General features: G+C 59.4%; 15 protein-coding genes and 1 pseudogene. 7 read left to right on the top strand and 9 right to left on the bottom strand.

What is annotated here, in order from left to right; translation table 11 throughout:
- Nucleotides 1-16: 16 nt before the first annotated feature.
- The 4 genes from BBPC_RS02400 to BBPC_RS02385 form a co-directional block, all read right to left on the bottom strand.
- On the bottom strand, nucleotides 17-1,648 hold the full coding sequence (locus BBPC_RS02400; protein ID WP_004219778.1) for a glycoside hydrolase family 43 protein: 1,632 nt from the start codon (nucleotides 1,646-1,648) through the stop codon (nucleotides 17-19).
- A 76-nt stretch (nucleotides 1,649-1,724) separates the two neighbouring features.
- Nucleotides 1,725-2,618, bottom strand: a complete 894-nt coding sequence (locus tag BBPC_RS02395) for a carbohydrate ABC transporter permease (RefSeq protein ID WP_004219780.1) — start codon at nucleotides 2,616-2,618, stop codon at nucleotides 1,725-1,727.
- Complete coding sequence (locus BBPC_RS02390) at nucleotides 2,618-3,661, bottom strand: carbohydrate ABC transporter permease (protein WP_004219782.1); 1,044 nt, start codon at nucleotides 3,659-3,661, stop codon at nucleotides 2,618-2,620. Before BBPC_RS02390 ends, BBPC_RS02395 begins: the two co-directional genes overlap by 1 nt.
- 100 nt (nucleotides 3,662-3,761) lie before the next feature.
- Nucleotides 3,762-5,036 carry an ABC transporter substrate-binding protein gene (locus tag BBPC_RS02385; RefSeq protein ID WP_004219784.1) on the bottom strand — a complete coding sequence of 425 codons (1,275 nt, stop codon included), beginning with the start codon at nucleotides 5,034-5,036 and terminating at the stop codon, nucleotides 3,762-3,764.
- A 359-nt stretch (nucleotides 5,037-5,395) separates the two neighbouring features.
- On the opposite strand from BBPC_RS02385, the gene BBPC_RS02380 reads away from it, so the two are divergent.
- A complete protein-coding gene (locus BBPC_RS02380) occupies nucleotides 5,396-6,412 on the top strand; it encodes a LacI family DNA-binding transcriptional regulator (RefSeq protein WP_004219786.1) in 1,017 nt (338 codons plus the stop codon).
- 132 nt (nucleotides 6,413-6,544) lie between these two features.
- On the opposite strand, the gene BBPC_RS02375 is transcribed toward BBPC_RS02380, so the two are convergent.
- Both BBPC_RS02375 and xylA read right to left on the bottom strand, forming a co-directional pair.
- On the bottom strand, nucleotides 6,545-8,239 hold the full coding sequence (locus BBPC_RS02375) for a glycoside hydrolase family 43 protein (RefSeq protein ID WP_004219788.1): 1,695 nt from the start codon (nucleotides 8,237-8,239) through the stop codon (nucleotides 6,545-6,547).
- Nucleotides 8,240-8,512: 273 nt separating this feature from the next.
- Nucleotides 8,513-9,859, bottom strand: a complete 1,347-nt coding sequence (gene xylA, locus BBPC_RS02370; RefSeq protein ID WP_003835647.1) for a xylose isomerase — start codon at nucleotides 9,857-9,859, stop codon at nucleotides 8,513-8,515.
- A gap of 217 nt (nucleotides 9,860-10,076) precedes the next feature.
- Here xylA and BBPC_RS02365 point away from each other — a divergent pair, with 217 nt between their 5' ends.
- Both BBPC_RS02365 and BBPC_RS02360 read left to right on the top strand, forming a co-directional pair.
- Nucleotides 10,077-11,357: an O-acetylhomoserine aminocarboxypropyltransferase/cysteine synthase family protein gene (locus BBPC_RS02365; RefSeq protein ID WP_033524223.1), complete on the top strand. Its 1,281-nt coding sequence runs from the start codon at nucleotides 10,077-10,079 to the stop codon at nucleotides 11,355-11,357.
- 214 nt (nucleotides 11,358-11,571) lie between these two features.
- Nucleotides 11,572-13,041 carry an ATP-binding protein gene (locus tag BBPC_RS02360; protein WP_004219794.1) on the top strand — a complete coding sequence of 490 codons (1,470 nt, stop codon included), beginning with the start codon at nucleotides 11,572-11,574 and terminating at the stop codon, nucleotides 13,039-13,041.
- Here the strand turns inward: BBPC_RS02360 and BBPC_RS02355 are convergent.
- Complete coding sequence (locus BBPC_RS02355; RefSeq protein WP_033524222.1) at nucleotides 12,989-13,651, bottom strand: YczE/YyaS/YitT family protein; 663 nt, start codon at nucleotides 13,649-13,651, stop codon at nucleotides 12,989-12,991. The two genes, BBPC_RS02360 and BBPC_RS02355, sit on opposite strands and share 53 nt — an antisense overlap.
- Before the next feature lie 313 nt (nucleotides 13,652-13,964).
- Here BBPC_RS02355 and BBPC_RS10015 point away from each other — a divergent pair, with 313 nt between their 5' ends.
- Nucleotides 13,965-14,705 carry a DMT family transporter gene (locus BBPC_RS10015; protein WP_004219799.1) on the top strand — a complete coding sequence of 247 codons (741 nt, stop codon included), beginning with the start codon at nucleotides 13,965-13,967 and terminating at the stop codon, nucleotides 14,703-14,705.
- Complete coding sequence (locus tag BBPC_RS09505) at nucleotides 14,602-14,886, top strand: DMT family transporter (protein ID WP_231857844.1); 285 nt, start codon at nucleotides 14,602-14,604, stop codon at nucleotides 14,884-14,886. Before BBPC_RS10015 ends, BBPC_RS09505 begins: the two co-directional genes overlap by 104 nt.
- 136 nt (nucleotides 14,887-15,022) lie before the next feature.
- On the opposite strand, the pseudogene BBPC_RS02340 reads toward BBPC_RS09505, so the two are convergent.
- Together BBPC_RS02340 and BBPC_RS02335 are read right to left on the bottom strand one after the other, a co-directional pair.
- Nucleotides 15,023-15,646, bottom strand: a pseudogene (locus BBPC_RS02340) (ECF transporter S component).
- A gap of 299 nt (nucleotides 15,647-15,945) precedes the next feature.
- Nucleotides 15,946-17,172 carry an ROK family transcriptional regulator gene (locus BBPC_RS02335; RefSeq protein ID WP_004219807.1) on the bottom strand — a complete coding sequence of 409 codons (1,227 nt, stop codon included), beginning with the start codon at nucleotides 17,170-17,172 and terminating at the stop codon, nucleotides 15,946-15,948.
- 182 nt (nucleotides 17,173-17,354) lie between these two features.
- Between BBPC_RS02335 and BBPC_RS02330 the strand changes: the two genes are divergently transcribed.
- Both BBPC_RS02330 and BBPC_RS02325 read left to right on the top strand, forming a co-directional pair.
- On the top strand, nucleotides 17,355-18,884 hold the full coding sequence (locus tag BBPC_RS02330) for an FGGY family carbohydrate kinase (protein WP_022245084.1): 1,530 nt from the start codon (nucleotides 17,355-17,357) through the stop codon (nucleotides 18,882-18,884).
- Between the two features lie 78 nt (nucleotides 18,885-18,962).
- On the top strand, nucleotides 18,963-19,859 hold the full coding sequence (locus BBPC_RS02325; RefSeq protein WP_004219814.1) for a nucleoside hydrolase: 897 nt from the start codon (nucleotides 18,963-18,965) through the stop codon (nucleotides 19,857-19,859).
- Nucleotides 19,860-20,079 lie beyond the last annotated feature (220 nt).

Raw genomic sequence — 20,079 nt, 5'->3', positions numbered from 1 at the left:
CGCCAGCCGGCACTGTCTACTGGTTATCGGAAAGCTCCCGATAGTCGAAGTAGTCGAATTCGGCCTGCGCGTCGTAGCCGGACAGATCGACGCAGGCAAGTCCCACGAACGCGCCGGTGAAGAAGCCGCCGTAACGTTGGTTCACGTAATCGTCGGACAGGATCTTCGCATCGAGCCTGACCGGAATCTCGGTGAAATGTTCTCCGTCAAAGGAATATTCGTAGGAATAGTATTCCGTGCGGACCTTGGTGCGCAGCCATACCGCCTCAGCCTCTTCGGGCACTACGATGGCGTCATCCTTGAGGAACGACGTATATTGGTTGAAATCGTTCTGAGCCACTTCGATGACCCTTGCGTGACGTTTCTCATCCCAAGTGATAAACGCCCATGACCAGCATAGGTCATCGTAATAGTTGGTCAGGCCTGCCATCTGCATGTAATTCTTCGGATCGAAACGCACCTTGGTTTCGGCGTCGAAATCAAATGCCTGCCAGCGACGAGCCACAAGAGACAAGTCAAACAGGTTGCACAGCGAGCCCTGACCACGCAATGCCAGTTTGCCACCACCCACCGTGCCCATGGCGTCGGTGAACGGGACGCGTAGCGTGTTCCAATTCGGACCGAGCTCGCCGGAATCGAACTCATCATGTTCGTCACGCGTCGTTGGGGCCAAAGTCTCGATGGCATCTTTCGGAGCATCAACGTAACGCTGTCCGCCGTGACCTCCGATCACGCGCGGCCAACCGTCCTCATCCCATTCGACTTTCTGGATGGAGGTCTCGCGTCCGAGTGTGCACCATCCGCGGGTGCCATGGGCCGGTTCGGTATCATGACGCCACGGACGACCACATAGGGAGGCGTAATACCACTCGCCGGACGGGGTGTCCACCAACGCTCCATGGCCCTGCTTCTGCAAATAGGTGTCAGGAGTGTCGAAGTTACCGATGAACGGGCCATTCGGCATAACTTCGAAGGAGTACTCGTCAAGGGTATGGGAACGCGCCACAGATTCCTGATGTTCATACACCGTGCCGCCTTCTGCGGCAAACAGGTAGTACCAACCATCCTTCTTGTATAGGTGGGGACCTTCGGTGATCTTCACCGCAGTGCCATCCCAGATGGTGCGGGCCGTTTCTGGCTTGAGCTTCATGGTGTCGACGTCGAATTCCGTCAATGTGATACCGTCGAACTGGTGGTGGTATTCACGGAAATCCCATGTCTGCTGCACCAAGTATTTGCGGCCGTCGTCGTCATGGAACAGGCTGGCGTCAAAACCGACCCCGTTGATGCGAATCGGCTCGCTCCATGGCCCGTGGATGTCCTCGGCGGTGACCAAATAATTAGTGCAATCCTTGAATGCACCATTGACCACCTTGACATCAGTGTAGATCAACCAGAATCTGCCATCCGCATAGCTTAGGTCAGGAGCCCAGATGCCTCCCGAAGAGGGGTTTCCTCTCATATCAAGCTGGCTGGACCGGCTCAACGGGCTTGGAAGAATGTTCCAATGCACCAGGTCCTTGGACTCATGCAGGCGAACGCCTGGGAACCATTCGAACGTGGAATTGGCAATGTAATAAGTGTCACCGACGCGAATCATTGAAGGATCGGCATGAAAACCGGTGAGCACCGGGTTGGAAATCTTCATAATGTACCTCTTGCATAAGAGATGAAGCCCGGAAGACGGAAAGGAACATCTTCCGGGCGTGGGTTGTCACATTCCGTCAGCCCTTGACCGCACCTGTCAGGCCGCCGACGATCTTCTTCTGGAAGATGGTGAAACAGATCAGGGCCGGAATCATAGCCAGAGAGGTGAAGGCCAACACCTGTGCGGTGTCAACGGAGTGTTCGGAGCTGAACATCTGTACGCCAAGTGGCAATGTGTACTTGCTGGCATCACTGAGCACGAACAGCGGCAGCATGTAGGCATTCCAGCTTCCCACGAAGGTAAGGATTCCAGTGGTGGCCACGCCAGGCATGGACAGCGGAATGACCATGCGCCAGAAGAAGCCAAGGCGGGAGCATCCATCGAGAAGACAGGCCTCCTCAAGCTCATTAGGAATCGACTGTAGGAACGGCACCAAGATGATGATGGTCTGAGGAAGTCCGAAGGCAATTTGCGGAAGGATCAGACCCCACAGGGAGTTGGCCAGACCCAGATTGCGAATCAGCAGATACAAAGGTGTAATGCCAACGGTCATCGGGAACATGAGACCAGCAGAGAACAACGCGTACATAAGCGGCGCATAGCGGAATTTGTATCGGGCGATGACAAAGCTCACCATGATGCTAAGCACCACGACGCCTACCATGGTGGCGATACCCACGATGGTAGAATTCTTCAGTTCCGTCCAGAAAATATCACTTTCGACGACCGTCTTGTAGTTGTCGGGGATCCATGGGTTCGGCATCCCGGACGGATGGTTGGTGATCTGCGAATTGGTACGGAAACCGCCGAAGATAATGTACAACACCGGAGTGATACAGATGGCCACAAGCACCAGGGAGAAGAAGTAGACGATTGGGTTGCCCCATGGCGTCTTGGATGACTTACGGTAACCATTCTTCTTGCTGTACTCGCTTTTGTTGGAATGTCCTGCGATTGTTGCGGCAGTCATCACTTCACCTCACTTGCCAGGGCAGCAACCTCACGATGCTGCACTTCCTTTGCGCGCTTCCTGGCACGCTTCTCGGCTTCTTTCTGCTCAGTAACAGCACCGTCCAAGTCACGGTTCAGCACGAACTTCTGATAGACGAGTGCGATGATCAAAGAGATCACGAAGATGATCAGAGCAACGGCGGAACCATAGCCATAGTTGCCGGCTCCACGACCTTCACGCACCATGTAGGTGGCCATGGTGGACACACCAGCGGTGGTCGACACATACTTGCCCCACACGATATAGACCAGATCGAAAAGCTGCAGAGAGCCAATCATGGAAAGGAACACCCAGATCCGCAACGTCGGAGCAAGCAACGGCAACGTGATGCTTTTCTGCATCTGCCAAAAACTCGCCCCATCCACTTTGGCTGCTTCATACAGTTCATCGGGAATGGATTGCATGCCGGCGAGCATCAGAATTACGGCGAAACCGACGTATTTCCAGCTGATCAGCAACAGCAGCGTCCAAATAGCGATTTTCGGGTCGGCCAGCCAATCAGGACCATTGATGCCGAAGTTGGCCAGAATCTCATTGATGGCGCCCTTCTTCTGTAGCAACAGGCTCCATCCTGTGCCGACGATGACCTCGGAAACGACATACGGCACGAAGATGAGGGTGCGGATGAGACCACGCCCCTTGAACTTCTGGTTCAGCAGCAATGCGAACAGGATGGCGAGCGGAGCCTGGATGACCAACGAGCCGATCACGACCTCGAAGGTATGCAGAATCGCCGCCTGGAACGCGGGATCCTTAAGCGCTGTGATGTAGTTCTGGAGACCAACGAATTTACCTGTCTTGGAGGGAAGCCCGTAGCCCTTCCACTGATAGAAGCCGTAATAAGCACCCAAGACGATAGGCAGAATCACAAAGCAGACGAACAGAAGAATCGCAGGTGCGGACAGTACGAAAATCTCAACATTACGACGCATTTTGCCATCGGACGGTTTCTTGGACCGCTTAGCGCGCAGCGTCACCGCGTCTTTGCTTGTACTTGACATGGTTTTCTCCACTACCAGATACGTTTCTCGAATAGGAAGGAGGGCAGATGAAGATCTGTCTATCCACCCTCCTTTGGCCGTCAACCAGCCATGTTCACTATCAGCCCTTGGACGCTGCGTCCTTCATCGCCTTGACGATGTCAGCCGAAGTCCCCTGTCCGGAAAGCAGATTCACCACTCCGGAATTAAGAGCGTTGCCAATATTTCCGCCGAGAGCGGTATCCATCCACAGCTGCATGCCATCAGACTTTTTCATAGCTTCGAGGATAGCCTTAAGATTTTCATCGGTAACCGCATCGTAAGCTTCGGCGGAAGCCGGAATGGTGCTGAACGCAGTGGCGTATTTCTCCTGATTTGATTTCTCAGCCATGAAATTGACGAAATCAACAGCAGCGTCCGGAGCCTCGGGATTGACAGCGAAACCGGTCACAGCGCCCATCAAAGCACCTTCCTCGCCTTTTCCTCCGTCCACGGTCGGGAAGGCGAAGAAGCCAAGGTCAGCCATTGGCTTCTTGTCCGGAGTCAGGTCCTTGAGAACTCCAGGCTCCCATGTGCCCATGAGCTCCATCGCAGCCTTATGATTGGCCAGCAGACCTGCGGACGAGCTGGCGCCCTGCTGGGCCGTCGTGGTGAGGAATCCTTCGTTAAAAGCATTCGCATCCAACAAATCCTTCAGATCATCTCCGGCTTTGACCCAGCAAGAGTCGGAGAAGTCCTTGTCATTAACGCCCTTGGCGTAGGCCTTCGGAGAGCATTCGCGCATGGACAACCAGTAGTACCAGTGACCGACCGGCCAAGCATCCTTGCCGCCGAGTGCGATCGGATCGATGCCAGCGCTGCGAAGCTTCTGCACATCGGTCTTCAGCTCGCTGAAAGTGGTCGGCTCGGCATCGATGCCAGCCTGCTTGAACAAATCCTTGGAATACCAGATGCCACCAGGCTGGGCAGCGACCGGAACACCATAGACCTTGCCATCATAAGACATGGAATCCAATGAGGAAGACATTTGCTTTTTGACGGTATCGCTAATCTTATCAGTAATATCCATTACCTGACCGGCATCAACCATGTCCTTGGTCTTGGCACCACCAAGGGTCATGTACACATCCGGGCCGGAGGCGGGATCCTGCATAGCGGTGGTCAGCTTGCCTTCGAAATCCTCGTTCTGGATGGCCTGAATCTGAACCTTGACACCGGTCTTCTTCTCAAACGCTTTGGCCAGATCCTCCCAATACTGCTTGCCGTCACCAGCTGTGGCGTTATGCCAGAACGTAATGGTCTTATCGTCTTTGGCGCCAGCGCTGGAGCCGCAGGCACCCATGCCCAACATGGTCGCCACCGCAAGAGTGGCAGCTGCAATGGTTTTGAACTTCATTGTCTTCTCCTTATTGACCAAATCATCATCGACAAAATGATGGCAACGACAGGAACGACTTCTCTCGAGTGGGTCGAATCGGGAAGCATGACCGCAACGAATGCTGCTGCAGCTCCCCTAGCAGACAGAGAATCAGCCTTTGACTCCCTTCGAAAGTCTCCATTTCGTTTTCGTTGTACCTACAGACTACCGAAACAAATCACACAAAGTCAAGTTTTTTGTAAAATCAGAAAACTAACTATTTTTCGTTGATTTTACAACGTTTTTAAGCATTGCCAACATATCGAAAGTTTCGAAAAACGTAAACCGAAACTTTCGTTCGCATTTTCGGATATGATGAAAAGAAGAAGGAGTGACTCATGCGCAATACGACAAAGAAAGCTACGGTACGACTCTCTGACATAGCTAAAGAGACCGGTTATTCCCTTTCCACCGTATCCAAGGCGCTCAACGGCAGAGCCGACGTTTCCGAAGAGACGCGGCAAACCATCAACGCGGTGTTGAAACGGTATGGGTATTCCCGTAAAGCGACGGGTGCAAAAAGCCAACGAATTATCGAAATCGTGTTCCAAGATTTCGATAATGTTTGGGCCCTTGAAGTACTCCGTGGCGCCATTCGCGAAGCCAAGTTGCATGATTTGAACGTCATCACCACCGAAGGCGGCAATCGCCAGCACCCGGACTCATCCTGGATTGACAACATGCTGCGTCGGCAGACGGATGGCGCCATTCTTGTCTTCTCCAGTCTGACACGTATCGAGCGGAACAAACTGCATTCCAGAGGTATTCCCTTCGTCTTGTTCGATCCATTCGGTAATCCAGATCCAGACACGCTGTCGGTGCAAGCGGACAACTGGACCGGAGGCGTAATCGCCACCAGGCATCTACTCGCACTCGGACATACCCGCATAGGCATCATCACCGGACCGGAGGAGATGATGTGTTCCAAAGCACGTCTGGACGGATATACATCAGCGCTCGCGGAACATGGAATCGAAGCCGATCCCGAACTTATCACCGAAGGCGATTTCACCACTTCCGGCGGTTACGCACAGTCCATCTCCCTGTTGAAACGACCGAATCGTCCGACCGCAATCTTCGCCGGCAGCGATCTGCAGGCCATGGGCGTCTACGAGGCGGCAAGGCAGCTGGGATTACGTATTCCCGAGGATTTATCCGTGGTCGGATTCGACGATGTGCAGACTGCCGCATTCCTTGGCCCGGCGCTGACCACCGTACGACAGCCGCTCCAAGACATGGCAAGGGCCGCCGTACGCATGCTGGTCGAAGCGCTGTCCACCGACGTGATCCAACCGCACATCATCATGCCGACATCGCTAGTGGTACGCAACAGCACACAGCAACTCGAAGGTTAATCAGCGGGGCAAACCTCACAGGCACAACCGGGGGGAGAACACAGCGCTCCTAGCCTTTCGACCCGTTTTCAACTCGTTCTAAGACGGCCCGTCGGAACACCAGCAGTGAACCATCCTGAAATTCCGTAGAAACTATGCCATGAAGCCGGCCATGCAACCGACGAACCCACCGGCCCATTCGGTGCTGAGGAAACGAGCATCGACACTCAGCAGGACCTGCCCCTGACGCACGAACGTCGCAGAATCAACCAGACCATGCATGCCAGTCACGATGACCGACAAGCGGTTGTCGTCGAAAAGTACCGCCGGACGCACTCCGTCAGCCTGTACGACAACAGACCCAGCTTGCGAATCGTCTCCATTCACCATCTCGTAACGCACATCCGTGCCATGCATCGAAAACACCGCGTAATGTGTGGAATTCTGCCGGATCACTAAAGAACCGGACATGGGAATCGGCATGAGCGTCGGCAGTTTCGCTATTCTGCGGTAGCTGACATCACGCTCATCGCGCACCACCACATCGTTCGTCGAGCCATCAGCCACATCCACCAGCGCGGGTTCCACGTCACCGGCGAGCGAGGATTTCACCCTAGGCTCGATGGCGATTCCATCGTCTTCAGTAGTAACCGTGATCTCGTCGGCCAAGCGGCCAAGACCAGCGCAAGTCACCGGCCATCCGGGGTCACCCTCATGCGTATATGGTGCACCGTTGCCGTCCAGCTTCCAATCGGCCGGATTATGTTCCCAGGATACCGGAGCGACAAAGCTCTCCCTTCCCAAGTAGCTCAATAATTCGCCGTCACGCTTTCCCCGTGTCTCCCTCACGCCGAGACACACCAGCCACCATCCCAGTTTCGGATGAAGCAACAGGTCCGCATGTCCCACGCATTGCAGCGGTTCCGACAAACCCAGATGTCGGTGGGTGAGAATCGGATTCTTCTTATCCGCGTGGAAGGCACGGATTGCGGCGCCAAGATAGCAGCGTTCCCCGTCACGAACCTGCGGAATGCACTCACCCAATTCGGATACTTCCCGTTCGTAAGCTTCGAACGCCCGAAGCAGTCCATGCGGCGCATAGATGCGCATGGCCATTTCGCTATGTTCGAAACTGGTGCCCCCCTCAGCGGTCATCAGATACACATAATCACCCACGCGATAGAGATGCGGCGCCTCAGCCCACACCGATTCCATACCGTATCCGCGCCATATTACCGTCTTGCCCGATCCCGCAGGAAGACCGTCATCGACAAAAGTCCAAGTCTCCGGATTAATGCGTTGGGTCCAGACCTCGGTCTGGCCTTCCCATTGCGGATTGACCGCAGGACGGGTCTGAGTCCAGTACACGTTGCCATCCCCGTCCTCGAATATGTCTGGATCGATGCCTTCAGCGCCCTCAATCCAGAACGGGCCATGCCATGGCCCTTCGATAGACTCCGCTTCAAGGATAAAATTGCCCTCCGCGGCGTGGAACCGCATCAGCTCGCTTTCTGTGCAACCACCTTCCATAGCACGGCGATCATCAAGACGGGCAATGGTGCATGCAATCACATATTTGCCATGAATCCTGCGCAGCGTCGGCGCATAGACACCGCCCGAATCATCCACGAAAGGAATAAGCAGGCGCCTTGCCAGGTCAGCATCTACCACATTCGACACATGCTTCCAGCACGTCATATCCTCGGAAACGTAAATGGGAAGACCTGGGACAAGCTCAAAAGTAGAAGTCACCAACACAATTCGCTGGAACTCATCATCCCAAATCCAACTCGGATCAGGATTCATTCCACGAAGAATGGGATTGGTAATGGTAATAGTCGCGGTCATAAATACACCTTATTCAGAAACGTTCGTGAGCATCGCATCATTGCGAACAATCGAAACTTTCGTTTGGCCCAAAAACGCAAACAAGCCGTACACCGGCGACATAACCGGCAGACGACTTGCCTGCGAAGGAAATTCTAGGAAGAAGGAAGGAAAGATGAGTGGTGTGCCGGAACGCCGACGCTTCGGCACACCACATCCGGCTCTGTCACAGCCGAGCCTCACTGCTTGATCCAGCGATGAATCAGGAGCCCTAACGGAAACTCCCTATTCGGCTCACGCCTCGGCCAGGGCGTCGATCATGTAGTTGTTGATCGTGGCCTTGACGGACTCGAGGTGATCGGACTTGGTGGCTTCGATGAGCTTGGACTGCGGAATATCCAGAGCATACTCTTCGAGGGAAGCCAGGGAGGCGGTGCCGTTCTCGACGGTCGCGCCGATGCCGGAATCGAAGGAGCTGTAGCGCTCGGCCTGCAGGTTCTCGATGACCTTGTCCTCGTGCATCTTGGCAGCGACCAAGAGACCTGCAGCGAATGCATCCATACCTGCGATGTGGGAGCGGAACAGATCCTCGGCGGCGAAGGAGGTGCGGCGCGGCTTGGCATCGAAGTTCAGGCCGCCGTGAGGGCCGATCTGACCCTCGGCGAGGACCTCCCACATGACGGTGGAAGTCTCGTACAGGTCGGTCGGGAACTCATCCATATCCCAGCCGATGAGCTTGTCGCCCTGGTTGGCATCGAGGGAGCCGAGCACACCGGCCTCGCGGGCGGTGCGGATCTCGTGCTGATAGGTATGACCGGCCAGGTTGGCGTGGTTGCCTTCGAGGTTCAGCTTCATGAAGTCGATGTCGTAGGTCTTAAGGAAGGCGATGGCTGTGGATGCATCGAAGTCATACTGGTGCATCGTCGGCTCCTTGGCCTTCGGCTCGATCAGGAACTGAGCGTCCAGGCCGATCTCCTGAGCATACTCGTGGCACATGTGGAAGAACTTGGCCATGTGCGCCTGTTCGCGCTTCATCTGCGTGTTCCACAGGTTCTCGTAGCCTTCACGTCCACCCCAGAACACGTAGTTCTCGGCTCCCAGGCGCTTGGCAATCTCCAGGGAATGCTTCAGCTGGCCACCGGCGTAAGCGTAGATGTCGGCGAACGGGGAGGTGGAAGCACCGGACACGAAGCGCGGGTTGGTGAACAGGGAGGAGGTGTTCCACAGCAGCTTGATGCCGGTGGACTTCATGTTCTCTTCGATCTTGTCGACGACCTTGTCCAGGTTCTTGTCGGTCTCGCGCAGGGTATCGCCTTCCGGAGCGATATCACGATCATGGAAGCAGAAGTACTCGACGCCGAGCTTCTGGAAGAACTCGAAGGCATAGTCGACCTTGGCCAGAGCCTCATCCTCAGCATTGGAGTACTTGCCGTACCACGGACGCTGGGCGGTGCCGGTGCCGAACGGATCGACCAGCTCCTGATCGAACGTGTGCCACCAAGCGACGCCAAAACGCAGCCAATCCTTCATCTTCTTGCCGGCAACAACCTTGTCGGCATCGTAGTAATGGAAAGCCAGACCCTCCTGCGGTCCCTTTTCACGACCGACATACGGAATCTTTTCAATATCCCACAGACCCATGGGTTGCTCCTTTGCTATTGATTTTACTTTCGTAAGACATTGTTTTCCCGTCAAGCGGATTCCCGCCTGTCTTGATGTACATAATAAAATCAACTTCCTAAGTTTGTCAATTCAGTGAACTATTCGGCGTTTCCATTGAAAAATAGTCAATTGTCAACTCAGTGATAAGGTGAGCATGTTTGTTGCACCGCAGCGCCCAATCGAAAGAAGGAAATCCATGAGCGAAAACGTCGACACCACCTGCGTGCAGGGAGGTTACCAGCCCGGAAACGGTGAATCCCGCACACCCCCGATCATTCAGGCGACAACCTTCAAATACAAGTCAAGCGAACAGATGAGCCGACTGTTCGACCTATCCGAATCCGGATACTTCTACACCCGACTGCAGAACCCAACCAACGACACCATCGCAGCGAAAATCTGTGAAATGGAAGGCGGCGCGGCCGCAATGCTGACCTCATCCGGCCAGGCGGCGAACTTTTTCGCGCTCTTCAACATCTGCAACAACGGTGACCACATCGTTGCATCCTCCGCAATCTACGGCGGCACGTTCAACCTCATCAACGTGACCATGCGCAAAATGGGCATCGAATGCACGTTCGTAAGCCCGGACTGCACCGAGGAAGAACTCGAAGCGGCATTCCAGCCGAACACCAAGGCGGTCTTCGGCGAATCCATCTCCAATCCGGCGCTCATCGTGCTTGATTTCGAAAAGTTCGCGAACGCGGCGCATCGTCACGGCGTGCCGCTGATCGTCGATAACACGTTCCCCACACCAGTCAACTGCAAGCCGTTCCAGTATGGCGTGGACATCGTCACGCACGCAACCACCAAGTACATGGACGGCCACGGCTCCTGCGTGGGCGGCGCGATCGTGGATTCCGGCAACTTCGACTGGATGGCCCAGGCGGACAAGTTCCCCGGCCTGACCACGCCGGACGACTCCTACCACGGGGTGACCTACGCGAAGGACTTCGGCAAGGGCGCGTTCATCACCAAGGCCACCGCGCAGCTGATGCGCGACTTCGGCTCCACGCCGGCGCCGATGAACTCCTGGATCATGGGCATGCATCTGGAATCGCTGGCCGTGCGTATGGAGCGCCATTGCGCGAACGCGCTCAAGGTGGCGCAGTGGCTGAGCGCCGACCCGCGCGTCAGCTGGGTGCAGTTCCCCGATCTACCCGGAGACAAGTACTACGAGACCGCCAGGAAGTACATGCCGAACGGCACCTGCGGCGTGATCTCCTTCGGCGTGTCCGGTGGACGCGACAAGGTCTCCGCGCTGCTCGATCATTTCCGGATGATCTCGATCGCCACGCATGTGGCCGACGCCCGCAGCTGCGCGCTATACCCGGCCGGTACCACACACCGCCAGCTGACCGAGGAGCAGCTGGAGGAGGCCGGCGTCGGCATCGATCTGGTGCGTCTGAGCTGCGGCATCGAGAACGCCGACGACATCATCGCCGATCTCAAGCAGGCGATGGACGCGGTGCTCTGATTCCCGCGAACCACGCGACCATACGGTAACGGTGGGGCCCGCGACGGGGAACGATCCCGTCGCGGGCCCCACCATATCCGACTCGCGGACGGCACCGATCCCGTGCAAGTCATCGCCACGCATATGCCGCCGCCGGCATAGGATAGTGGCAGGAGCCCGCGGCGGCCGGAGTACAGACGTCACCAGGTGGCAACGGCACACTCCCGGAGGCGCGATGGACAACGACGACTACACGGCCAAGATGACCGAGCTCATCGAACTGCTGCGCGTCATTGGCAACGACACGCAGCAATGCGAGGTTAAGGAGTGCAAACGCAGAATCAGCTCGACCATCACCGAGACGCTGTCCGCGTTCTCCAACGGCAACGGCGGGTACATCATCCTGGGGCTGAGCGAGAAGGCGGGGTTCACGCCGGTCGAGGGCTTCGACGCCCGCGCCATGCAGGAGGCGTTGAGCCAGGCCTGCGAGAAGCTCACGCCCGTGGTCCGGCCCGTGATCGTGACCTGCCCGTTCGAGGGCGCGAATTTGGTGTTCGCCGTCATCGACGAGATGCTGCCGCGGGAGAAGCCCTGCTTCGTCTCCTCGGTCGGCCCGCACGGCGGCTCCTACATCCGCACCGGCGACGGCGACCGCAAGATGACCGCCTACGAGGTCGATCGTCTGCTTGATGAGCAACGCCAGCCGGAGCACGACATCGCGGTCGTGCCAGAGGCCACGCTCGACGACTTGAATCCCACGCTCGTCCACGCGCTGCTCGAATGCGAGCGCGACCGCCATCCGCATGTCTTTGCGGAGCGTTCCGACATGGACATGATGCTGGACCTGCGCATCCTGAGACGCATGCCAACCGGCCACCCCGCGGACGACACCGTGAAACATGCCGCGGATTGCGACCCGGCGGGAACCGCGTCCAGGGAAGACGACACGGATATCGGCGCGGACACCGACACGGACGAGGAGACCCGGATCGCATCCGTGCCGCGCCCCACGCTTGCGGGACTGTTGGCCGTCGGCCGGTATCCGCAGAAGTTCTTTCCCCGGCTCAACGTCACCATCGCCGTCTACCCCGGTACCTCACGCGACGACGTGTTCACCGGCGACGCACGGCTCGTCGCCTCCGAAACCATCACCGGCCCGATCCCGATCATGATCGATGACGCGGTCGCCTCGCTGATGGCATGGACGTCCGGCCCAGGCGGCGCCGATTCCGGCGCGCAACCATCACAGTCGCCACAGCCGCCGATGTATCCGCAACTGGTGCTGCGCGAGGCCATCGCCAACGCGTTGACCCACCGCGACTACTCCCCGGACGCGCTCGGCACGCCCGTGCATGTGGACGTGTTCACCGACCGAATCGAGGTCTCGAACCTGGGCGGCCTGTTCGGCGCGGTCTCCAAACAGCGGCTCACCCATGAGGCGTCAACGTCCACGCGCAACGCATTCCTGTTCTCGCTGCTGCGGTCCACCCCGTATCCGGACGGCGGCACCGTGCTGCGCGACGACGGCACCGGATACCTGCGCATCGGCGCCGCGCTAAGGAACGAGGCGCGCGAACCGGTGCGCATCGACAATTCGCTCGATCGGTTCCGCGTCACCATTCCCGGCCCTGTGGCGACCGGACGGTCAGGCGTCAACGCCCGTTGCGGGACAAGGCCAGCGCCTGGATGCGGTGCTGGAAGGTGAAGACGCGATTGACGATGTTGATGATTGGCCCAACCAACACCGCGGAAATCACCGTGCCGATGCCGACGCCGCGCAACCCGTGGAAGAAGATCAATGACAGCACCGCGGCGATGATGATCAGCGTGATGTCGAATACGGCCTTCACCGTGCCCACGCGCACGCCGCTGACCTTGGCGATGGCACGGACCACGCCTTCGCCGGGCACCACCACCACGTTCGGCGCCAGCTCGATGACGATGCCGAAGGCCAACGCCACGCAGCCTAAGCCGATGCACAGGAACTGCCCCCACAGCATGGTGGGGTGCAGAACACCGAGGATGGCCATGCTTACGTCGATCATGGCGCTGAACAGCACGTTGACCATGATCTGCAGGAACTGGGAGGGATTGAAGTCGCGGCGCAGCAGCACGACCTGAACCAGAATCAGCAGGATGTTCCAGATGAATGTGGTCACGCCGAAGCTGAACATGGGGAACTGCAGGCTGCACACGTACGGCACGCTGGAGATGGCCGAGGTGCCCAGATTGCCCAACGTGATCAGTGCCACACCGAACGAGTTGATGACGACGCCCAGGGCGAAGAACACCAAACGCTGCGGCATGTTGTTCATATGGTACGACTCCTCCTCTTCCGTATCTTGGTGCCTGCGTTTTGCGGCACTGTCCACCCCCAGGCGGGGCCAGGCCGGGAACCTATGAAAAACAGACGTCTCGACAAACCGGACACCCGGACATCAATTGCTTAATATTTGCTCGTATCCCCCGCTTTTCCCGCATCTTCCTGCATCTTCCTGCATCTTCCCGCATCACCCGCGAAGCCATGCATGCCTTCCCTCCCAATCCGAACCGCCGCGTCCCAGCGCACAGCTGGACCCCCGAAATCGGCGTCGTGAGTACAATGTCGCCGAGACGAAAGGGGATCATATGCTGCTTGCCGCGCTGGGAGTGCTCACCGGAATCGTCACGCCGTTGCAGACCGTCGTCAACGCGCGACTGCGCGGAACGTTGGGCACACCGTTCCGCGCGTCGCTGGTGTCATTCACCGTGGGATTGGCAGCCACAACGATTGCGGCACTGCTGCTCGGACCGTACCCGCTGGTACCTGAGTCGGCGCTCCACGGCCCCTGGTGGATGTGGTTCGCCGGGCTCTTCGGCGTGATCTTCATGACCGGGAACATCCTGCTGCTGCCCAGGCTCGGCAGTCTGCAGACCGTGCTCATGCCGGTGCTGGGGCAAATCACGATGGGACTGCTCATCGACCAGTTCGGCTGGCTGGGCAACCCTCGTCATCCGATGACCATGGCACGCGCAGCCGGACTGGTGCTGGCAGTCCTCGGCGTGCTGCTGGCGGTCGCCGCCGCCGACGCCAAGACGCTGTTCGGCGGTCCGAACCCGTTCGGCTCGCGGCACGGAGCGGCGCGCACCCCCCGCAATGCTGTCCGCGGACACGTTGCGACCCCCTGCGGACGGCCGCTCCACGAACCGAACCCGCTCGCCAAGCATCTGGCTATGGCGTGGACTGGGCATACTCTGCGGCATGTCGTTGGCGGTGCAAGCCGCCATGCTGGGACGACTGGGTACGGCGCTCGGATCGCCGATCAAGGCGTCGGTCGTCTCGTTCATCCTGGGATTTGTGCTGCTGTGCGCCGTGGTCGTGTTCCGTGACCATGGCCTCGATCTCGGTAAGACGATCCGCGGGCATAATCCGCCGTGGATGTGGATCGGGGGCCTGCTCGGCGCCGTTGTGGTGCTGATGACCTCCTGGCTGTCGCCGCAACTCGGCACCGGGCTGACGGTGCTGGTGGTGCTGGTGGTGCTGATCGGACAAGTGACCGGCGGATTATGAGTCCGATGCTCTAACCGACTGAGCTACAGCCCCACGCCGGTTCGTGGCCGGCCCTATAGTCTAGCAAACCGCTGGGCGTTTGCCCGGATGCTCGTCAACGGGCGGCATCCTGACAACCGCCGACCGGAGACAGCGGTCACCCGCGACGGTCGGCATCGTCGCGCCGCGCCCGTCCGGAAGCGAAACGATCCAACGCCCCGGTGGCGGCGATGGCCCTGTACAGATACCAGCTCATCACGCCGGCGATCAGCACGCCGCCGACCAATTCACTGATCATATGGATGACGCCGCGGGGGCTGAGGAACGATACGCCCTGATACCGGAACAGCATCAGGTACACGCCGTATTCCAAGGCCACCAAGGCGCCGGACGTCATGGAGATCGGCAGGTTGAACACGCGGTACCGGGTGAGTGCGAACGGCAGTTCGGCGAACACGCCCTGCAGCGCCGCGGACGCGAACCCGAACGAGAACTGGTTGCCCAGCAGCATCTCGGCCGCGCTGCCCACCAGGTTCACATAGACCGCGGCTCCGGGCTTACGCAGGATGATGACGGCCAACGTGCCGGAGAAATACCACAGCGGGTACAGGATGCTGGCCAGTCCGGGCAGGATGCCGCCGATGATCGGGGACAGTCATGCGTAGGCGAAGTTGAACAGCCAGAACACCAGTCCGCAGGCCACGCCCAACGCGGCGCCCACGGCGATGTCGTCCCCATCCTCCAGCGCCAACGACGGTCCGCGGCCCGGCCGCCGGAGGATGGGGACGACAATCCGGCGGGACCGGAGGCATCCCTCCGTGCCGACATGTCGGCCATGTCCGACGTTTTCCCTACGGCGGGCATGGTATGATGATTCGGTTGTTGAGGATGTTCGGCTATGGGATGCTCCTGTTCCCTGTTGACTGCGCACGGCATGAACACGGGGAGACCCGCGGACGATCCTTGACCTGCGCAGCCCGGGCGGAATCGCCACGTGCCACTGTATCAGGCAGCTCCTCTTGCCGCGCCCCCGACGTTATAGGCCTAGGTTGGAACACGCGTGCATCCGTGTGCGGACCGTCAGTCGGTCGAGACGAACCGCATCGGATTGTCGATGAAGCGGCGCAGACCGATGGCGGCCGAACCGATCAACGCCGGTTTGGACGTCACGTCGGCCATCAGCACCTTGGCGCGCACCTCGGGGTATCCAAGCACCTGGCGCCGCATCATGCCCTGCATATGCGAGGCGATCTCCGGCCCGAACTGCGACCATACGCCGCCCAGCATCACCGTATCGACGTCGCAGATGTTGATCGCCGACGCGATGGCGGAGACCATGGCCTCGATGGCCTTGTCCACCACCGCCGCGGCCTTGACGTCCCCGTCACGCCACCGTTCGATCAGCTCGTTGATCGACTCGCGCCGCGCGGCCGCCGACCCGCTGGCGATGCCTGCGGACTCCACCATCGCCCTGCGGCCGGCATAGGTCTCCAGGCACCCCCGCCGCCCACACCGGCACACCGGCCCCCGCAGCTCCACCGACACGTGGCCGAGTTCCCCGCCGAATCCATGGTCGCCGATCTCCACATGTCCGCCACGGACCACCGCGCCGCCGATGCCGACGTCCGTGGACAGGTAGATGAATGAGGCGTTGGGTTCCACGATGCCGTCGTCCTCACGGTGCATAGCGTATCCGGGAATCTGCGCGAGCGCCGCCATATTCGCCTCGTTGCCCGCAGTCGCATCCAGCCGCCGCACCACGTCGAACCGCTTGAGATCCAACTGTTCCCATCCCAGGTTGCGGGCCATGAGGAGCCTCATGTCATCCGTGACCAGACCGGGCAATGCCAGTCCGGTACCCGTCACGGTGTATCCGCGGTCAGCCAGCAGCCGTTCCTGCTCAAGTGACAGGGCGTTCAGTTCGGAGAAGATGTCGTCGGCGTCCACGTCGGACATATCCGCATCGACCCAGCGTTCCGCGACCACCGTGCCGTCCAAGTCGAGCACGATGGTGCCGTAGCCGTCCGTATTCACCTGCAGACCGATGCCGCAGTATCGGCCTCCGACGATGAGCAGCGGCGTGCTGGGGCGCCCATAGGAGGATTGTACGCTCGGCGTCCCCTCGCGCACGACGCCGTTGTCGACAAGCATGGAAACCAGCAGGGACATGGTCGCCTTGGTCAGTCCCGTCTGTTTGGCCAGTTCGGCGCGGCTCATCGGTTCGGCGGCGCGCAGCAGTGTGCTGATGACCACCGAAAGATTGTGGTTGCGTAGATCGTCCTGATTGATTCTGCGCAGCGTAGTCATGACGTAGCTCTCCTCTATGTGTTCTGGTGCTTCATCGCCTCCGGCGTGCCTCCCACAACATTGTGAAAATGGTACACACACCAGTATAGTTCATTCGTCAAACTATTTGCGTATAATGGCGACCGTATTCGGCCAAACGCCATCAGCCCGACGTTTTTGGCGGCATGTTGCAAGGAGGCACAATGAGCAGAGTTCTGGTGGCCGGCGTGGACACGTCCACCCAGTCGACCAAGGTGCGCGTCACCGACGCCGAGACCGGCGAGATGGTCCGTTTCGGGCAGGCCAAGCACCCCGACGGCACCAGCGTGAACCCCGATGCCTGGTGGCAGGCGTTCCAGGAGGCCGCGGAACAGGCCGGCGGGCTCGACGACGTGGCCGCGCTGGCGGTCGGCGGCCAGCAACACGGCATGGTACTGCTCGACGACCATGGCCGCGTGATCCGTGACGCACTGCTGTGGAACGACACCCGTTCCGCCACGAACGCCGACGTGCTCATCGCCTGTCTGGGCGAGGCCGAGAAGGCCGCCGACGGCAGCGAGGACGACCTGTCCGACGATCCGGCGATGCGCGGCCGCCAGCGCTGGGTCAAGGCCGTCGGCTCCTCGCTGGTCGCCTCGTTGACGATCACCAAGGTGGCGTGGGTCGCCGCGAATGAACCGGAGAACGCCGCACGCATCGCCGCGATCTGCCTGCCGCACGACTGGCTGAGCTGGCGCATCGCCGGCCACGGCCCTCTGGGCGAGGACGCGACCGCCGAGGAGATGAAGGCGAACCTGGATGCGCTGTTCACCGACCGTTCCGACGCCTCCGGCACCGCGTACTTCGATGCGACCGCCAACGAATACCGCCGTGACCTGCTCGCGATGGCGCTGGGACGCGGCGAAGAGGATATCGCCGGCATCGTGCTGCCGCGCGTGCTCGGCCCGACCGAGACCGGCGACGTGGCCGATCCGGCCATCGCCGGCAAGGACGTGGAGGGCGGCTGCCCGATCGGCCCCGGCGGCGGCGACAACGCCATGGCGTCGCTGGGCCTGAGCATGGGTGTGGGCGACGTGAGCATCTCGCTGGGCACCTCGGGCGTGGCCGCGGCCATCTCCCCCGTGCCCGCCTACGACATGACCGCTTCGGTGACCGGATTCGCCGACTGCACCGGACATTGGCTGCCGCTGGCCTGCACGATCAACGGTTCGCGCATCTCCGATGCCGGACGCGCCGCACTCGGCGTGGACTACGACGAACTGGCCGAACTGGCCGCGGCCGCGGAACCGGGTGCCGGCGGCATCACGCTGGTGCCGCACTTCGACGGCGAGCGCACCCCGAACCGTCCGGACGCCACGGCGGCGCTGTACGGCATGACGTTGGCGAACACCAGGCGAGAGAACATCGCCCGCGCGTTCGTGGAGGGTCTGCTGTGCTCGCAGCGCGACTGCCTTGAACTGGTCAAGGGTCTGGGCGTGGACGTCAAGCGCATCCTGCTGATCGGCGGCGGAACCAAGTTCGCGGCCGTGCGCGCGCTGGCCCCCGCGATCCTCGGCATGGACGTCGAACTGCCAGAAACCGACGAGTACGTGGCGATCGGCGCGGCCCGTCAGGCCGCCTGGGTGCTGTCCGGCGAGACCGAACCGCCGACGTGGCCGGTCAAAGTCGAGACCACACTGACCGGCGAACCAACCCCGCAGGTGTACGAGCAGTACGTGCGCTGGCGCGGTTGATGAAGTCACACGATGAGGTTGTCGGAACGACGAGGGCCAGCAGCCTCATCGCATATCACCATCAGGAAAGGAACATTGATGACTTTTCATTTCACAGTCCGTGATGATAAGCAGATTCGTGTCATCATCGACACCGACGCCGATTGCGAGGCCGACGACCCGTTCGCTATCGCTCAGGCGTTGCTGACACCGAAGTTCATGGTCAAGGCGATTTGCGCCGAGCATTTCAACGAAGCGGGCAGTATGGAACGCAGCTTCCGCACCGCGTCCACGGTTGTTCAACTGCTGAACTCCGATGTACCGGTACTCGAAGGCGCCCGCACGCCGCTGGCGGGGCTGCACCTCGCCTCTGATGAGGACCTCTCCCCCGCTTCGCGTGCGATTCTCGACGAAGCTCTGAGCGCTGATACCCATCCGCTGTTCGTACTGTGCCTCGGCGCCATCACCAACGTGGCCGCCGCCATCAAGCTGCACCCGGAAATCGTCAGCCGGATGACCATCATCTGGATCGGCACGCAGCTTCCCGGCAACGATGAGGAAGCCATTCGCGAATTCAACTCCGGCAACGACGTGGAAGGCGCCAATCTGGTGCTGACCAGTGGTGCGAATCTCTGGCTGGTGCCTTATCAGGTCTACCGTACGATGAATGTGAGCATTGCCGAACTACAATGTAAGCTTGCCGATGCGGGCGCTATCGGCGAGTTCCTGTTCGACAATCTCGTGAAATACAATGACAGTGATTTCGCGTTCTGGACTTCGGGAGAAAGCTGGTCATTGGGAGATTCGCCCGCCGTCGGCTTGGCGATGAAGCATGATTGCGGCGAATTCCATTACGCGCCGGCACCATTGGTCAAGCCGGACAGCTCCACTGCTTTCATACCGTCTCGCCCAACGATACGCATCTACGACAGCATTGACAGTCGATTCATTCTCGAGGACCTCTTCGCCAAGTTGACGCTGTTCGCACGCGGTTGACGCCCCGATAATATGCGGCCACCAACGGTGACGCCTCCCATCGGGGCGACAAGGCTGTTCACGATCGAAATCACAACCGGAAGGCCGCCCCTTTGCGGTACAGGTTCTGCAACACTCGGCGATTGGTGTTCCGTACCACCCGATCCCGATACGGAACACCATAGCACCTGATAACGGTGCCCCGTACCATGCCACAGCCGAGATACCATAGCAAAACGGC

Source organism: Bifidobacterium pseudocatenulatum DSM 20438 = JCM 1200 = LMG 10505, from assembly GCF_001025215.1.
GTDB lineage: Bacteria > Actinomycetota > Actinomycetes > Actinomycetales > Bifidobacteriaceae > Bifidobacterium > Bifidobacterium pseudocatenulatum.
The sequence above is the reverse complement of the archived record's forward strand: the minus strand, read 5'-3'. Positions and strand labels throughout refer to the sequence as shown.

Excerpts from the sequence above, each read along its gene's own strand:
- BBPC_RS02335 (WP_004219807.1), bottom strand. The coding sequence starts at position 17,172 with ATGACTACGCTGCGCAGAATCAATCAGGACGATCTACGCAACCACAAT.
- BBPC_RS02395 (WP_004219780.1), bottom strand. The coding sequence starts at position 2,618 with ATGACTGCCGCAACAATCGCAGGACATTCCAACAAAAGCGAGTACAGC.
- BBPC_RS02355 (WP_033524222.1), bottom strand. The coding sequence starts at position 13,651 with ATGAACAACATGCCGCAGCGTTTGGTGTTCTTCGCCCTGGGCGTCGTC.
- BBPC_RS02365 (WP_033524223.1), top strand. The coding sequence starts at position 10,077 with ATGAGCGAAAACGTCGACACCACCTGCGTGCAGGGAGGTTACCAGCCC.
- xylA (WP_003835647.1), bottom strand. The coding sequence starts at position 9,859 with ATGGGTCTGTGGGATATTGAAAAGATTCCGTATGTCGGTCGTGAAAAG.
- BBPC_RS09505 (WP_231857844.1), top strand. The coding sequence starts at position 14,602 with ATGCTGGGACGACTGGGTACGGCGCTCGGATCGCCGATCAAGGCGTCG.
- BBPC_RS02390 (WP_004219782.1), bottom strand. The coding sequence starts at position 3,661 with ATGTCAAGTACAAGCAAAGACGCGGTGACGCTGCGCGCTAAGCGGTCC.
- BBPC_RS02400 (WP_004219778.1), bottom strand. The coding sequence starts at position 1,648 with ATGAAGATTTCCAACCCGGTGCTCACCGGTTTTCATGCCGATCCTTCA.
- BBPC_RS02385 (WP_004219784.1), bottom strand. The coding sequence starts at position 5,036 with ATGAAGTTCAAAACCATTGCAGCTGCCACTCTTGCGGTGGCGACCATG.
- BBPC_RS02330 (WP_022245084.1), top strand. The coding sequence starts at position 17,355 with ATGAGCAGAGTTCTGGTGGCCGGCGTGGACACGTCCACCCAGTCGACC.
- BBPC_RS02360 (WP_004219794.1), top strand. The coding sequence starts at position 11,572 with ATGGACAACGACGACTACACGGCCAAGATGACCGAGCTCATCGAACTG.
- BBPC_RS02375 (WP_004219788.1), bottom strand. The coding sequence starts at position 8,239 with ATGACCGCGACTATTACCATTACCAATCCCATTCTTCGTGGAATGAAT.
- BBPC_RS02325 (WP_004219814.1), top strand. The coding sequence starts at position 18,963 with ATGACTTTTCATTTCACAGTCCGTGATGATAAGCAGATTCGTGTCATC.
- BBPC_RS10015 (WP_004219799.1), top strand. The coding sequence starts at position 13,965 with ATGCTGCTTGCCGCGCTGGGAGTGCTCACCGGAATCGTCACGCCGTTG.
- BBPC_RS02380 (WP_004219786.1), top strand. The coding sequence starts at position 5,396 with ATGCGCAATACGACAAAGAAAGCTACGGTACGACTCTCTGACATAGCT.